15 protein-coding genes are annotated in these 15749 nt (G+C 46.2%); 6 read left to right on the plus strand and 9 right to left on the minus strand.

Annotated elements, in window-relative coordinates; all coding sequences use genetic code 11:
* Positions 1 to 316 precede the first annotated feature (316 nt).
* The 6 genes from NL644_RS17385 to NL644_RS17410 form a co-directional block, all read right to left on the minus strand.
* Complete coding sequence (locus NL644_RS17385) at positions 317 to 811, minus strand: DUF3299 domain-containing protein (protein ID WP_012841166.1); 495 nt, start codon at positions 809 to 811, stop codon at positions 317 to 319.
* Positions 812 to 815: 4 nt separating this feature from the next.
* Entirely contained in the window at positions 816 to 2075 is a 1260-nt protein-coding gene (locus tag NL644_RS17390; RefSeq protein ID WP_253658671.1) for an ABC transporter permease, read from the minus strand.
* Positions 2072 to 2800 carry an ABC transporter ATP-binding protein gene (locus tag NL644_RS17395; protein ID WP_114323093.1) on the minus strand — a complete coding sequence of 243 codons (729 nt, stop codon included), beginning with the start codon at positions 2798 to 2800 and terminating at the stop codon, positions 2072 to 2074. Before NL644_RS17395 ends, NL644_RS17390 begins: the two co-directional genes overlap by 4 nt.
* Before the next feature lie 52 nt (positions 2801 to 2852).
* Positions 2853 to 3518 carry a DUF2796 domain-containing protein gene (locus NL644_RS17400; RefSeq protein WP_248381515.1) on the minus strand — a complete coding sequence of 222 codons (666 nt, stop codon included), beginning with the start codon at positions 3516 to 3518 and terminating at the stop codon, positions 2853 to 2855.
* Positions 3519 to 3652: 134 nt separating this feature from the next.
* On the minus strand, positions 3653 to 3952 hold the full coding sequence (locus NL644_RS17405) for a DUF2607 family protein (protein ID WP_005392338.1): 300 nt from the start codon (positions 3950 to 3952) through the stop codon (positions 3653 to 3655).
* Positions 3953 to 4187: 235 nt separating this feature from the next.
* The gene (locus tag NL644_RS17410) at positions 4188 to 4739 is read right to left on the minus strand and encodes a YtfJ family protein (RefSeq protein WP_005392336.1); all 552 of its coding nucleotides are present in this window, start codon (positions 4737 to 4739) and stop codon (positions 4188 to 4190) included.
* A gap of 214 nt (positions 4740 to 4953) precedes the next feature.
* Between NL644_RS17410 and NL644_RS17415 the strand changes: the two genes are divergently transcribed.
* Positions 4954 to 5154, plus strand: a complete 201-nt coding sequence (locus NL644_RS17415; protein WP_012841164.1) for a DUF1107 domain-containing protein — start codon at positions 4954 to 4956, stop codon at positions 5152 to 5154.
* Positions 5155 to 5240: 86 nt separating this feature from the next.
* Here the strand turns inward: NL644_RS17415 and msrA are convergent, their stop codons facing one another.
* Positions 5241 to 5879 carry a peptide-methionine (S)-S-oxide reductase MsrA gene (gene msrA, locus NL644_RS17420; protein ID WP_005392333.1) on the minus strand — a complete coding sequence of 213 codons (639 nt, stop codon included), beginning with the start codon at positions 5877 to 5879 and terminating at the stop codon, positions 5241 to 5243.
* 167 nt (positions 5880 to 6046) lie between these two features.
* Here msrA and NL644_RS17425 point away from each other — a divergent pair, with 167 nt between their 5' ends.
* The 4 genes from NL644_RS17425 to NL644_RS17440 are packed head-to-tail and all read left to right on the plus strand — an operon-like array spanning position 6047 to position 12325.
* Entirely contained in the window at positions 6047 to 7759 is a 1713-nt protein-coding gene (locus NL644_RS17425) for an autotransporter assembly complex family protein (RefSeq protein ID WP_253658672.1), read from the plus strand.
* Positions 7756 to 11520 carry a translocation/assembly module TamB domain-containing protein gene (locus tag NL644_RS17430; protein ID WP_253658673.1) on the plus strand — a complete coding sequence of 1255 codons (3765 nt, stop codon included), beginning with the start codon at positions 7756 to 7758 and terminating at the stop codon, positions 11518 to 11520. The genes NL644_RS17425 and NL644_RS17430 overlap by 4 nt, the downstream gene beginning before the upstream one ends.
* A 45-nt stretch (positions 11521 to 11565) precedes the next feature.
* A complete protein-coding gene (locus NL644_RS17435) occupies positions 11566 to 11913 on the plus strand; it encodes a gamma-glutamylcyclotransferase (protein ID WP_012841162.1) in 348 nt (115 codons plus the stop codon).
* 49 nt (positions 11914 to 11962) lie between these two features.
* A complete protein-coding gene (locus tag NL644_RS17440; RefSeq protein WP_114323097.1) occupies positions 11963 to 12325 on the plus strand; it encodes a DUF2799 domain-containing protein in 363 nt (120 codons plus the stop codon).
* Positions 12326 to 12399: 74 nt separating this feature from the next.
* Here the strand turns inward: NL644_RS17440 and ppa are convergent, their stop codons facing one another.
* Positions 12400 to 12930, minus strand: coding sequence for an inorganic diphosphatase (gene ppa, locus NL644_RS17445; protein ID WP_012841160.1), 531 nt, complete (start codon positions 12928 to 12930; stop codon positions 12400 to 12402).
* A gap of 127 nt (positions 12931 to 13057) precedes the next feature.
* Positions 13058 to 14074: a class 1 fructose-bisphosphatase gene (gene fbp / locus NL644_RS17450; RefSeq protein ID WP_005392321.1), complete on the minus strand. Its 1017-nt coding sequence runs from the start codon at positions 14072 to 14074 to the stop codon at positions 13058 to 13060.
* A gap of 312 nt (positions 14075 to 14386) precedes the next feature.
* Between fbp and mpl the strand changes: the two genes are divergently transcribed.
* Entirely contained in the window at positions 14387 to 15745 is a 1359-nt protein-coding gene (mpl, locus tag NL644_RS17455; protein ID WP_253658674.1) for a UDP-N-acetylmuramate:L-alanyl-gamma-D-glutamyl-meso-diaminopimelate ligase, read from the plus strand.
* Positions 15746 to 15749 lie beyond the last annotated feature (4 nt).

Consider the following 15749-nt stretch of genomic DNA (forward strand, 5'->3'; position numbering starts at 1 on the left):
TCCTACCAAGAACTGCGCTGTTCGCTTGTTTAAATTTACACCTTATCTAACCAGGCGACCAGATAGGAGTTCTCAGTTTTTGAACGAATAGGGCTATCCAAAATGATAATGAGTTGTTAAAATTGTTATCGTTATTTTGGAGGGACAATGAAGTTCTCAGAAGCAGGTAAATTAAAAAAGCACCTGTCGATAGCGTTTCTTTTGGTTATTTATGTTGGCGTATTAGCGTATTTGTCTCGTTATATCGTGTAACACAGAACTAAAAAAGGCGCCGATGTGACGCCTTAGGTGTACCGATGCATGTCAACGACTTAAACTACATATCGTCGTAGGCTTCTATTTTCGATCCCTCAATAACGTAAGCCGTTTCAGCCAGCTCGTGGCTTATCGTCTCGGTTTTCAACTCTCCAACCACATATATGACATCCCACAGTTCTTGAACGGGTGCGCCTTTGGGAAACTTCACGTAAATGATTTGGTTTGGTGGCGGTGGTGGTACGTGGATACAAGCTCCAAAGTATGGCACCAACAAAAACTCGGTGACGGTATTCGCGTCACCTTCAAGCGGGATGACAAAGCCCGGGATTTTAACTTGGCTTCCATTTAGCTCAGGTCGAACGTTACCAATTTTAGACTGTTGCGCTGCGCCGCCACTGTGATCAGAAGCTGGCATGCCCACGCTGTCGAACAGTTTGCGTTCTTTCTCAGGTACTAGATCTATCCAGTCGAGCGTTAATGGCTCCTCGCTTGCGAGTACTGGTGCTATAAATGAGACGATCAGCAAGCAACTTGCGAGTATTTTTCTCCACATTTTATTAAATCCTTATTGTCATTCCGTCACTTAGTGACTGTCGGTAGGCGCGAAAAGCCGGGATGAAACCAATTACAATTCCAGCGCATTGTACGAAACCTAATAGCATCCATTCATAGGGCGATAAGAGGCTTAAAGTCAGATGTATTCCATAATGCTGTTGAATGATAGGTTGCACGATGGTGAGAATGGCATACAGCCCTGCCACTCCGGTCACAATTCCGGCGGCAGTAAGTAGACTGGCTTCGCTGATCAACAATGAGAAAACATGACGAGGTCTTGCTCCCATAGCGCGCAAAATCGCCATTTCACGGCGGCGCTCCTGCAAGCTGGTTAATAAGCTGCTTAGCATGCCGAGTAATCCTGCAATCACTACAAAACCAGACACTGCCATTAAGGCTTGCTCGGCAACAGACATCATTCCCCACAATTCATGCAACGCAACCCCGGGCATAATCGCGCTAAGCGGTTCTTTGGGATAAGTGTTGATTTGCCTTTGTAGGGCGAAAGTCTGAATACGAGATTTCAAACCGACCAGCATCGCGGTAATTTGCTTGGGCTGAAAGTCTCTGTTTTTGAGGTCTTGTGCTTTGGGTGTTGGGCCTAAACGTGCACCGCTTTCCCATCCGACGTGGATGGCTTCGATGGCTTCTAGCGATACATGGACGGTTTTGTCGACTGGCGTGCCAGTGGGCGCAAGAATACCGACAACTTTGAATGGCAGGTTGTCATGTCGGCTAAAGCCTACATCACTAATGCCGTGGGCAATGATGATTTCACTACCGACGTGATACCCCAGCTGTTTTGCGACATCAGAACCGAGCACGGTTTCAAATAAGCCATTGAATTCTCGGCCTTCTGAAAAGGTTAGTGATTGCTTACTTCCGAATTTATAGTGTTCAAAATAGCTGTGGTTGGTTCCCATGACTCGGAATCCTTTGTGCGAGTCGCCAAGTGAGATTGGAATCGCCCAATCTACTGCTCGATGATTGGCAAACTCTTGGTAGCTCTTCCAGTCAATGTTGTTGGTGGCATTGCCAATGCGAAATACAGAGTAGAGCAGCAAGTTCACTTGTCCAGAACGGCCACCAATGATGAGGTCGGTGCCTGAAATTGTATTGGCGAAGCTATCTTTTGCCTGAGTACGAATGCGCTCTACTCCTAAAAGGAGTACGACAGAAATCGCGACTGTCATGATGGTTAATATTGCCGTCGCCTTACGATTGATTAAGCTCTTCCACGCGAGCTTTGCAACAGCGCTCATGATGCGGCTCCTAGGTCAGATGCTTGGTTAATATCTGGTAAGTTAAGTGTGCGGTCAAATAAGGGCTCAAGCGTTGGATCGTGACTGACGAAGATCAGCGTAGCGTTGGCTTGATTCGTTTGCTCCATCAGGAGTTCAATAAACGCTTTACGGTTATCGTGGTCTAGAGCGGAGGTTGGCTCGTCAGCAATCACTAACCCCGGATACCCAATGAGTGCTCGTGCAGCCGCAACACGTTGTTGTTGGCCAATGCTCAGTTCCGATACAGGACGCGTATGAAGCTCGCTGGGTAGGTGGAGTCTTTCAAGCAGAGCTTGAGCTTGCTCTTCTAACGTTTGAGATGGCACTCTTGAATGAGCGCGGCCACGTCGTGTTTGACTGAATTGGCAAGGCAGTAGTACGTTTTCAAGTACGTTTAAATAAGGTAATAAATTGAACTGCTGAAAGATATAGCCAATGTGATCGGCGCGAAATTTGTCTCTTTGACTTGCACTTAAACTAACAAGGTCAGTATTCAGTACGGATAGAGAGCCTGATGTTAACGTGTTGATGCCAGTTAGTAGGGCAAGCAGCGTAGATTTACCGCAGCCACTGGGACCTTTGATAAATACGTGCTCACCTTGGGCAATATGTAACTGTGGAATATGAATGGTTGCGTGTGTTGAACCGGGCCAGACAAACTGGGCATTATTTAGCTCAACAACGTTTGACATGATTTCAGTCATACTAAATCACCAAAGCATTGGCGTGTAAGTGTGTACTTACACGCCACTCGTGTTATTTGATTACGATTTGGGAGTTATCTTTGCTCAGTTTGATGGCTGATTGCATGGTGTCAGTGAATATATTGACGTTGATTGACTCAGTCGTTGGAAATTGATTAAACCAGTCGGTTTGAATGTGACTGAGTTGGTTAACTTGGTCACAGCTGAAGCGATATTGCACCGAAAACTCACCATGTCCGCCATTTTCATGCTCCTCATGGTGAGCATCGTGACCGTCATGGTGCTCATGTTCATCATGATGTTCATTGTGGTGATCATGGTGTTCGTGCCCTTCATGATTGTGATTTGCATGGTCATCATGGCCGTGCTCGCTATGATCATGGTCTTCATGAGGGGTGCTGAGGTTATGGTTTACGTAAGCTTCTTCAATATCACAATTGGCTTGCGCGTTAATCGCAAACAGTGTGTTGCTGTCTTCTAGGGTGGCAATGGCTTGTTTAAGTGCTTGCTCTTGTTGTTCATTTTCTGGAGCATGCTCGAAACCGACCACATCGGCACCGGGAGCAGTAATCTCCACTAACAGATCCTTTCCATCTTGGGCGATATTAAATTCGACGTGACCATGCACATGAGCACCGTGCTGGCGGTATTCGTCCGCATTTGCTGCTGTCGATAAAGAGAGACCAATGACAAGCGCTAAAACATGTTTCGATGACATTTTGTGTTTCCTAATTTTGCTGGCACTAACCCGAGCAATACCGGATCAGATTTGTATTTACTAAGGTGCGATTCGCTGACACGTGAGGTGCAGGAATACGCACAAATTATGTTGAGTGTGGAATAGTTTGGAAATTAAGCAAAATAAGGCGGGGCACGAGCTGCACCACGAATGTCTTCACTATTAACAAGGCGCTGAAAGACATCATGGTATTGGATGCGCGTAAATGTTGGCGTCGATAGGGTCGGTTGAGCTTTGGCTATGCCGTGCTGAACCCCAGAAAATAGCTGGCAATGATGGTGTGTGTGGTGTTCGGGAGTCAGATCAACTTGATGAAGGATTACCGCAAAGTTCCAAGCGATCAGCAACGCGACACTGAAAAATAAAACAGTGCGATGCCAATGCTTCCGTATCTTTTGCTGGTGGTGGTACATCTGAGCTCCTCTTACCGACTGTTATAATATAACACCCATAATGAGTAAAAGTTCACTCTTTTGTTGGCTAGTGGGAAAATTTACGTCAACACATGCGATGTCGCCGAATCTGAGACAGTCTCCTTGGTGGAATCACTGAGCGTTAAACTAGGGGCAACAGAAATCTCGGCTTTAAGTTTGGTCGCATGGCTCCTTATATTGTGTATTACGGATATTAAGGAGCCAAGCAACGAGACTAGATGTTCTGTTTAATTAGCTCGATCACCTTTGCAATTTCATCTTGCTCAAGTGCGCCTTCTTTTACAAACAGCACTTTGCCTGTTTTGTCTTGAACAATAATGGCAGAGCTTTCTTCTTTAAGATCCCAAGTGTTGGCGACTACGCCATTTTCATCCAGAACCATAGATGACCAAGGAAACTCTTTTTTGCTGTCTTGGGCTGAAGATTTCACGAACGAACCTGTCCCCCAGATCGCATCATCTTGGTTAATGATCGTAGTTGTTTGGTAGCTTTCTTGCGGGAATTGCGCGGCGGTTATTGCTGACATCAAAGGGGCGTTCATTTCTTTTGAACTGCTACGACCTGCGATTGCTTGAATAACACGAACCTTACCCTGCATATGCTGGGTTGCCCATGGTTGGTATGCCACGCCCTCACCTTGCAAAACAATCTCGCCATAAGCCGCGACCTTGGCAGAAGGAACGGTCTCACCGACAGATAGGTTGTGTGCAAACGCAAAGCTTGGCGTTATAGCCAATAGTAGAGGTAGGAGAGTCTTAGTTTTCATATTGTTATATTCCGTACGAGTTGGAAGTTTTCCAGTATATATCCAGATCTAGGAAATTTGTAGAACTGTTGATAACATTTATTTAACGTATGGGGTGGTGTAATATTGCGTTATATTTAGAATTTGCTAAAATGAACCTCGTCGCAGATTGCGCATCAAGATTGCAGAGGATAAATAAGCAATCCGTGTTTTCTCAAAGGAATTGAGGTGAGTTATGCTACGTGAGTTTGCTGTATACCGACCATTACAAGTGGCACGTTTCGTTAAAACGTTGTTCAAAGGTCAATTCTTTATTGCTGGGGTTGGATGTTTTCAGTTCGACAATGGCAAAGTTTTGCTCCCTGACGTCAACGATCAGAAAAGACTCACCATCTTTAAAGAAGTCAACCAAGTGATTGCTTCGCTGTCTGTTTAAGAGCCCGTTGGCTTGAATTTAGTTTTCGATTTCAAAAAAGAGCGACCTATTCGGTCGCTCTTTTTGGTTTGAGTTAGTCGTAGGAACTAACTTTGTAAGCTGGGTGGGAAGCAAACACCTGTGCCACCGATACCGCAGTAACCGTCAGGGTTTTTAGCCAGGTATTGCTGGTGGTAAGTTTCGGCAAAATAATACGGGCCCGCTGGCTGTATCTCAGTGGTGATATTCGCGCGTAGTTCCTCTTGCAGTGCTTGTTGATACAAGAGCTTCGATTTTTCTGCGCTCTCTTGCTGCTTCGCGGAATAAGTGTAAATAGCCGAACGGTATTGTGTGCCCAAATCGTTACCTTGACGCATCCCCTGGGTTGGGTCATGTTTCTCCCAAAAAACGGCCAGTAGTTTTTCTAAGGAAATCACGCGTTCATCGAAGACGACTCGTACTACCTCTGTATGGCCTGTTTTACCCGTACACACCTCTTCATAAGTAGGATTGGGTGTATATCCACCGGCGTAGCCAACCGAAGTGGAGATAACCCCATCCAGTTGCCAAAATACGCGCTCAGCACCCCAAAAGCAGCCCATTCCCAGCAGAATTTGTTGTTGATGCGGCTCCAATGGTGCCTTTAAGTTAGATTTATTTACAAAATGATGATCTTCAACCTGCATCGGTTGATCTCTACCTGGCAAGGCATCTTCTATACTGATCAATGTTTGTTTGTTGAGCATGGTATTTGTCCTTCAATACGTGTCTTAAATTTGCGAACTTTTTCATTTCGTCTGTATCTGATGCTGTGATGACATAGACCGCGTTAAACCTATTAATATTACAGACTTAGACTTTAATTGGCGTTATCATTATTTACGTTTACTTAACCTCATTCAGCCAAAAAAGCATGATAAAAAAAGCTCTCCTCACCATTGTTGGCCTGTTTGCCTTTTCTCATGGTGCCTATGCCGATGTTTCTTTGACTTTAAAAGGCATCGATGGCGCTTTAGAAGAGAATGTCAGTGCGTACCTGTCGTCCATTCCAGCGAAGGACTACTCCACTTCTCTGCGCTTTCAAGCGAGATTAGATCAAAGTATCACTGAAGCTCTTAATGCGCTTGGGTATTATCATGCAAAAATTTCATACTCTATTCCGGAAGGGAATGATGAGTTGATCGTCAGCATCAAGCCGGGTTTACCTGTGAAAGTGAAAGTCATGGATGTGGTGATCACAGGTGAAGCAAAAGACGATGAAGAGTTCACCAAACTTATTGAACGTTCACCGCTTAAAGTCGGCAAAGTATTGAATCAAGGTGAATACGATAGCCTGAAATCGAGTATTCGTAACTTGGCGTTGCAGCGTGGTTATTTCAATGGTGATTACAAGCTCAGCAAACTTGAAGTGATTCCTGACTTCAATGAAGCGAATGTGCGTTTGCATTATGACAGCGGTATTCGTTATCACTTTGGTCCGATTAACATTACTGGCAGTCAGATTTGGGAAAACCGTGTTGAATCAATGCGACCTTTTGAAATTGGTGAACCTTACTTGGTTTCGCAAGTGGGGGAGTACAACCAAAATCTGTCTAATACCGATTGGTTTTCATCGGTTTTTGTGGAGCCTGATTTAAGTAAATTGGATGAGGGACGCGAATTGCCAATTAAGGTCTCGCTCGCGCCAGCGTCAAAAAACCAAATAGAAACCGGTCTTGGTTACTCGACCGATACTGGTGTGCGTGGCACGTTAAAATGGAAAAAACCATGGGTTAGTTCACGTGGCCACAGCTTTAATACGGCGTTATCACTATCAAAGCCAGAACAGACGATCACGGCAGGCTACAAAATCCCGCTTGATGATGTATTGCGTGAATACTACCAACTGCAATTTGGTTTAAAGCACCTTGATAACCGAGATACGGAGAGTTTGGAATCCAACCTGGCAGTTGAGCGACATTGGCTAACCGATGGCGGCTGGCATAAAACCATTTATGTTCGTCACTTGTACGAAAACTTCTCTCAAGGTCTGCAAGATGATGGGGTGCAATTTGTTTTACCCGGAGCTACTTTTTCACGAACTCGTGTCCGTGGTGGCAACATGCCAATGTGGGGGGATAAGCAGAGTGTAACGATCGAATATGGTGATCCTGCTTTGCTGTCAGAAACGCGAGTATTGCGCCTATTAGGGCGATCATCTTGGATCCGCGGGATCGGTGATAATCATCGTGGTTTGTTCCGTTTAGAAGGTGGTGCGAACATCACTGACGAATTTGAAAAGCTTTCGCCTTCTCTGCGTTTCTTCGCTGGTGGTGATAACAACATTCGTGGTTATGGATATGAGTCTATTTCACCTGTGGATGAAAGTGGCGCCTTGACGGGTGGTAAATACATCGTTAGCAGCACATTAGAATATCAATATCGCGTGTATGGAAACTGGTGGGCAGCCACCTTCTACGATATTGGTGATGCATTTAACGAAACACCTGAATGGAAATCGGGTGCTGGTGTGGGTATCCGTTGGGCGTCTCCGGTTGGACCGGTTAGCTTTGATTTTGCGTGGGGACTGGATGAAAAACCAGAAAGAGAGTTCCGCATCCACTTCTCATTGGGGCCTGAGTTATGATCAAAATGATGTTTAAGTGGACCAAATGGCTGTCGCTAAGTTTGATTGGTCTATTGCTGTTGCTCATCATTTTTGTTGCGACAGTGCTATTTACTCACCCTGGTCTTAAGCTCGCGTTGTGGGGAGCAGAAAAGGCTTTACCGCAACTACAGATAGAGAAAGTTCAGGGTTCATTATTTCCTCGTTTTGAGCTACAGAACGTCAGTTTTGTCGACGAATCTTTGAGCATCGACGCAAAAGTCGATCGTTTAGCGTTAGCGGTTAACTTCCGTTGTTTCTTTGATCCTAAAGTCTGTGTCGATGAGCTAACCCTGCAAGGTGTTAACTTTCAGATGCCAGAGCTCCCTCCGGCAGGCGAAGAGCCAGAGGAGACACCACCATTACGTACAGTCAGTACACCAGTCCCTATTTTTGTTAATAAGGTCAGTTTTGATGGCATTAACTTAAACATTTTAGGCAACCAAATTGACTGGCAAGATTTCTCTACCGGGCTTTCTATGCAAGGCGACCGTTTAGTGATTGCGCCGACGGCATTAAAAGACATCAATGTCGCACTGGCTCCAAGTGAAGCTGAACCTGAAGCGGCCACAGACGAGCCGAAAGACGCTGACGCTCCGCCGCAAGATATTGTGTTACCTGAGGTGTGGATTCCACTCACTGTGGAAGCAAGACGCCTCGATATTCATAACTTCAAGCTTGCAGGTGAGAAGCCGGTGATCGTTCACCACCTTGGTGCTGTAGCGAAAGCGGGGGGCGACCGTGTTGATGTGAAAACATTAGAGCTCGATATGCCTGAAGTGGAAGGTAAGTTAAGCACGCAAGTAACGCTTTCTGCCGACTATCCTCTCAAAGCTCAGCTCGATGCGCTGGTGAAGCAAGCGGATGCGAAGGGACAAAAGCTGTCGCTGTCAGCTGCTGGTTCGGTGGGAGATATTTCTCTCACTGCGACCTTATCTGAACTAGTCGAAGCGGAGATCAAAGGTGAACTTCAGCCCCTGAAAGCGCAGTTACCCTTTGATGTTGCAATCAAAAATGTGCAAGCGCAATGGCCGTTAATCGGTCAAAGTGATTATCAAGTATCGGTACCAAGTTTATCTGCAAAAGGTTCCCTGGACGGATACACTGTGGCACTAGAAACACAAGCTTCGGGTAAAGATATTCCTGCTGTAGATGTTGCACTAAACGGCAAAGGCACATTAGAGCAAATCGATCTTGAAAGCCTGGTAGTCAAAACATTGGGCGGTGAGCTATCCGGTCAGGTGATGGCGAATTGGGCTGCGCCAATCAACTGGCAAGCTGACCTTAATTTGCAACATATTCAACCAGGGCTTCAATGGGAAGAAGCGGAAGGCGATATCAGTGGTAGCCTCTCGACTTCAGGTTCTTTAACAGAGCAAGGCGGTTGGCAAGTCAGTTTACCTAAGTTAGATATCGATGGCATCTTACGCGGTTATCCGCTGAATGTGGAAGGCCAACTGGAAGCGTCTGATAAGAATGGCAAAGGTGAAGACATTCAGCTTACTACGCAAGGTTTAGCGCTTTCTCATGGCCCTAACCAATTGAGTGCCAAGGGTAAGATTGATAAGCAGATATTAATGGATGTTGAGGTTAACTTCCCCGATTTTGCGAAAAGTGTTCCGGATCTAGCGGGTAAGATGCAAGGCAACGTGGCGCTGCGTGGTAGCTTGAAAGAGCCTGACATCAAATTAGACCTAGCGCTAAATCAAGTGAACTGGCAGCAGCAAGCGAACGTTGAAAACATAACCTTGAAGGGGGATGTGACGCCTCTGCCAGCACCGAAAGCGAACTTAAGCCTCATTGCGAACAACATTACCTACGACGACATTAAAGTTGATAGTGCAGACCTTGAAGTCTCTGGGGATGAAAAAATGCACCAACTGACGCTAGATGTGGTGTCTGACATTGTATCAACCAGCTTAGAAATTGAAGGCTCATTCATACAGAAGCCGCAAATGATCTGGGATGGTGCATTGCGTCGTCTTACTTTGAGCACGCCGCAGGGACCTTGGGCGTTGCAGAAATCGACGGCGGTTAAAGTCAACATTGATAAACAAATCGCTGATGTTCAAGCACATTGTTGGCTGCAAGCCAATTCGAGTGTTTGTTTGACCGAAGATATTAGTGTTGGTCAAAGTGGCGAAGCCAAGTTAGCTGTGAACGACTTTGACTTTGAACAAATCAAGCAGTTCCTGCCGCCAGAGACGAAATTACAAGGGTCGGTCAACGCGCAAGCGACAGCAAAATGGACACCAGAGATGAAGCCGGAAGTCACGGTGAACGTTGATATGCCTAAAGGTCAAGTAGAGCAAGCACTAGAGCAGCCGATAACTCTTGGTTGGGAAAGCTTTAGCTTTAAAGCGGCGCTGGCAAAAGACAAGTTAGATGCTGAGTGGTTATTTGATGTGAGAGACAATGGTGACTTATCAGGTCAGGTTTCTTTAGTCGATGTAACGTCTGAGCAGCCTGAGATTGACGGTAAGGTCTCGCTATCGACATTCCATCTGGATTTCTTAGCGCCGTTGATAGGTGAGTACAGCCTATTCAAAGCGAACATGAATACTGATTTGGCGATATCTGGTGATGTTATGCACCCTAAAGTCAACGGTCAGTTCTTGATTGATCAAATGAAGCTACAAGGTGAAGTCACGCCGATAGACATTAACTCCGGTCAGGTCGCGATCAACTTTAAAGGCCACCAAGCGGATCTTGATGCGGGTATCATGACGCCAGATGGTGAGTTGGAAGTGACCGGTGAGGCCGATTGGCAGGATCTACAAAATTGGCATACCAAAGCGCGCGTATTTGCGAAAGAGCTTCAGGTGGATCTTCCACCAATGGTAAAAATCAAAGTTGAGCCGGACATGACCATTGATGTCACACCACAGCTTGCTAAGGTCGAAGGTAATATTAATCTGCCTTGGGGACGAGTTGTGGTTGAAGAGCTGCCACCAAGTGCGGTTGGTGTTTCAAGCGACACCGTGATTTTGGACCAGAACTTACAGCCTGTGAGTGATATCGAGCCAATGCCATTTGATGTTGAAACGGATATCAACATTAAGATCGGTGATGACTTCCAACTGGCCGCCTTTGGCTTGAAAGGTGGTCTGAAAGGTAACCTCAATGTGACACAGAAAGATAAAGGTCCGTTCATCGTTGGTGAGGTTAATATCGTCGACGGTTCTTACCGTTCTTTTGGTCAGGATTTGGTGATTGAAGAAGGTAAGATCTTAATGAATGGTCCGGCAGATCAGCCGTACGTTTCTATTAAGGCGATTCGAAACCCAGATAATACCCAAGATGACGTGATTGCTGGTGTGCGTGTAACAGGACCAGCATCGGATCCAAATGTGGAGATATTCTCTGAGCCAGCGATGCCTCAAGCGAATGCGCTCTCTTACCTACTTCGCGGTCAAGACATTGATGGCGAAGCGGGAGGCAATGCTATGACGACCACGTTGATCGGCCTAAGTTTGGCAAAGAGTGGACGCGTGGTTGGTGAAATCGGTGAAGCCTTTGGGGTTCAAGATTTACAATTGGATACGGCGGGTTCGGGCGATGATTCTCAAGTGACCGTCAGTGGTTACATTCTGCCGGGATTACAGGTGAAATACGGCGTCGGCATCTTTAACTCACTAGGCGAGTTCACAGTGCGTTATCGATTGATGCAAGATCTGTATTTAGAGGCGGTTTCTGGTGTAGATAGTGCGGTTGACCTACTCTATCAATTTGAGTTCGATTAGAGCTTGTTCACCTGCGTACATAAAGTTCATGACTAAGGAGTGGTTATGCAGCATTTAGTTTTTGTATATGGGACCTTGCGTAAAGGAGAGTGTAATCATCACTTTCTGAGCTCGGCCCAGTTTCTTGGTCAGCATGAAACGGATGCTCAGTTCGCACTTTATGACTTAGGTCCTTATCCCGCGTTGTCTGTCGGGCAGCGCTCGATACAAGGTGAAGTGTATCTGATTGATGATGAAACCTTATCCGAGCTAGATAAGTTGGAAGATGTGCCAGTAGAGTATCGTCGAGAGAGTATCGTCACGCCGTTTGGCCAAGCTTGGATCTACTTGTATCAAGATACCGAACAACTGACCGAAGAAATCGCTTCCGGAGATTGGTGTCAAAAGGTGTGAGCTATACTGACATTATCAATAGCGACGAGCTGGTCACTAAGGAGTCATGATGAAGGTATTCGTAATTGGATCAATGGCGTTGATTCTTGCCGCATGCGCGCAAACAACCCTGCCGACCTCGAGTAATGCTACCGACTGGCAAGCGTTTGGTAAGCAGTCTGCCTTAGATGGATTAAGAGTTTTATCTGAAGATCGCATCGCTGCACTGGATGGTACTAATCATGCTACGCCTGAACTGATCATGGCCTATCAAACGGGTTATCAGCAAGGGAAGCAAGAGTATTGTGAACAAAGCGCGTATATGCTTGGTGTTATCGGGCGTCCGTATTTTGGTATTTGTGATGACCTAGACCCTTTCTTTCAGCATGACTATGACGCCGGCCGAATGTCATCTGCAGGCGCACCTATCTAGTTGACTTACACAAGATGAAAAGCAAAAGAGCTGCCGTAAAGCAGCTCTTTTTAATTTTGTATTAGCAGTGATGCTTATTTTTTCTGAGCGCGCTCGTAAGATTCTAGGATCTCAGCTTTAGCGGCAGCAACATCTGCCCAACCATCCACTTTCACCCATTTACCTGCTTCAAGCTCTTTGTAACGCTCAAAGAATTGCGTGATCTGCGCTTTCAGTAGTTCTGGGATATCGTCCACATCTTGGATGTGATCGTACTCTTTCGAGATTTTGGTGTGTGGAACCGCAAACACTTTTGCGTCTTCACCTGACTCATCCGTCATCTTCAAAACGCCAACAGGACGGCAGCGAATCACTGAACCTGGCATAAGTGGGTATGGTGTTGGTACCAGTACGTCGACTGGGTCGCCATCAAGAGACAGCGTATTGTTCACGTAGCCATAGTTACATGGGTAGAACATCGGTGCAGACATGAAACGGTCAACAAATACCGCACCAGAGTCTTTATCTACTTCGTACTTGATTGGATCTGCATTTGCAGGAATTTCGATCACGACATAGATATCTTCAGGCAGCGACTTGCCTGCTGGCACATGGTTTAAGCTCATTAGAATATTCCTTTTCATTAACGATGAGTCACACAGAAGCGGCTTCATCTGATGATAAATTCGCGTTTCACTTTAGCGACAAAAACGCGGCAGGTAAACACCTGCCGCGTTGGACAAAGGTCTGAAATTATTCTTCGTCGCGGTGCAGTTCAAGGAACTCTTCAACTTTGCGAACCATGTTCTTAGAACCAACAAAGAAAGGCACACGTTGGTGCAATTCGGTTGGTTTGATATCCATGATGCGATTGACGCCGTCTGATGCAATACCGCCCGCTTGCTCAATTAAGAACGCCATTGGGTTACATTCATAAAGTAGACGCAGTTTGCCCTGAGGATGGCTTTGCGTACTAGGGTAAAGGTAGATACCACCTTTCAGTAAGTTGCGGTGGAAATCAGCAACCAATGAGCCAATGTAGCGAGAAGTGTATGGACGACCGTCTTCTGGCACATTCTCTTGGCAGTACTTGATGTACTTCTTCACCCCTTGAGGGAAGCGAATGTAGTTACCTTCGTTGATCGAATAAATCTTGCCTTCTTCTGGGATCATCATGTTTTCATGAGAAAGGCAGAAGCTGCCGATAGATGGGTCGTAAGTAAAGCCGTTTACGCCGTTACCCGTGGTGTAAACCAACATGGTTGATGAACCGTAAATCACGTAACCAGCGGCAACTTGCTTATGACCAGGCTGAAGGAAATCTTCTTCTGTCGCTGGTGTGCCAATAGGTGAAACACGGCGATAAATAGAGAAGATAGTACCGACAGAGACGTTCACATCGATGTTAGAAGAACCATCAAGTGGGTCCATCAGTACCACATATTTGGCGTTTTGGTTGAGCTCTTTGTTGAAAGCAACCGCTTCGTCTTCTTCCTCACTGGCAACGCCACACACTTGGTCACGAGCTTCAAGCGCGGCTTTGAACTTATCGTTCGCGTAAACATCGAGCTTTTGCTGGTCTTCACCTTGGACATTTTCCGTGCCTACAGCACCAGTGATATCACCGAGACCCGCTGCGTTGATTTCGCGGTTAACGATTTTTGCAGCTAAACGAATGGAGGCTAAAAGGGATGATAGATCACCGCTAGCGTGGGGGAAATCCGCTTGTTTTTCGACAATGAACTCGCCTAGGGTGCGCAGTCCTGACATGGTTAATCCTTACATTTTCATTTCATTGGGGGTAGTGCGCAAGTGAGCATCTCTTTATGGATGTTAAACGATTGCGCTGGATGTAAGTTTAAGTCGCAGATCTTTTTAATGGTAATGAAGTAACTGTTTGAGATCTCAATTTATTTGTAGACTTGTTTGAGGGATTCATCAGTAAGCAAGAGGTTGTACAGTCTGTGTTCAACCTTGTCATATTTGTGAAAGGGACTGCAAGAAGAAGGCTAAAGTCTCTCGCTTTTCTGGTTGTGATCGCGATAATGAAAGCATTAAAGAACGCATTACAAGGTTTAGTTTATGCACATTCATATCTTGGGTATCTGTGGCACATTTATGGGCGGCGCTGCGATTTTAGCGCGCCAATTAGGGCATAAAGTCACTGGTTCTGATGCCAACGTTTACCCACCGATGAGCACGTTGCTTGAGTCTCAAGGTATTGAAATTATTGAAGGCTTCGACCCGTCTCAACTCGACCCTCAACCAGACCTTGTGGTGATCGGTAATGCCATGAGCCGCGGTAACCCATGTGTTGAACATGTGCTCAATACCAACATGCGCTACACCTCTGGTCCGCAGTGGCTCAACGAGTTTTTGCTGCACGATCGCTGGGTATTGGCGGTATCGGGTACACACGGTAAAACGACCACGTCGAGCATGCTGGCTTGGATACTCGAAGACTGCGGTTATCAACCTGGTTTCCTAGTTGGTGGAGTTCTTGGTAACTTTGGAGTCTCTGCTCGTTTGGGCGAAAGCATGTTTTTTGTCGTTGAAGCGGACGAATATGACAGTGCTTTTTTCGATAAGCGTTCTAAGTTTGTGCACTACCATCCTCGAACCTTAATCATGAACAACCTTGAGTTTGATCATGCTGACATCTTCGATGATCTAGAGGCGATCAAGCGCCAATTCCATCATTTAGTGCGAACGGTTCCCGGCAATGGCTTAATCTTAGCTCCGAAGCAAGACCAAGCTTTGGCGGATGTATTAGAGCGTGGTTGCTGGACAGAAAAGCAGTTTTCAGGTGTTGATGGCGACTGGCAAGCGCACAAATTAGTGGTCGATGGCTCAAAATTTGAAGTTGCTCTGCAAGGCGAGAAGGTCGGTACCGTCGAATGGGATTTGGTGGGTGATCATAACGTTGATAATGCACTGATGGCGATTGCCGCGGCGCGACACGTTGGCGTAACGCCGGAGCTTGCGTGTCAGGCTCTGGGCCGTTTCATTAACACCAAGCGCCGTCTTGAGTTAAAAGGTGAAGAGCAAGGTGTGACGGTTTACGATGATTTTGCGCATCACCCAACGGCAATTGAACTCACCGTCGGTGGTTTGCGTAACAAGGTAGGCGAAAAACGCATTCTTGCCGTGTTGGAACCTCGTTCTGCCACTATGAAGCGCGGCGTGCACAAAAACACACTCGCGGATTCGCTACACAGCGCAGATGAAGTGTTCTTATTCCAACCAGACAACATCGAATGGTCGGTGCAAGATATCGCGGAACAATGTCAGCAACCTGCTTTTTTTGACGCTGACATCGATAACTTTGTAGCGAAAATCGTTGAACGTGCGCAGCCAGGTGACCAAATCCTCGTGATGAGTAATGGTGGCTTTGGCGGTATTCACGGCAAGATCCTCGAGCAACTTAAACAAAAAGCCTGATTTT

It is taken from the genome of Vibrio sp. Y10_XG_PY6 (assembly GCF_024181795.1).
In the GTDB taxonomy this organism is placed as follows: domain Bacteria; phylum Pseudomonadota; class Gammaproteobacteria; order Enterobacterales; family Vibrionaceae; genus Vibrio; species Vibrio diabolicus.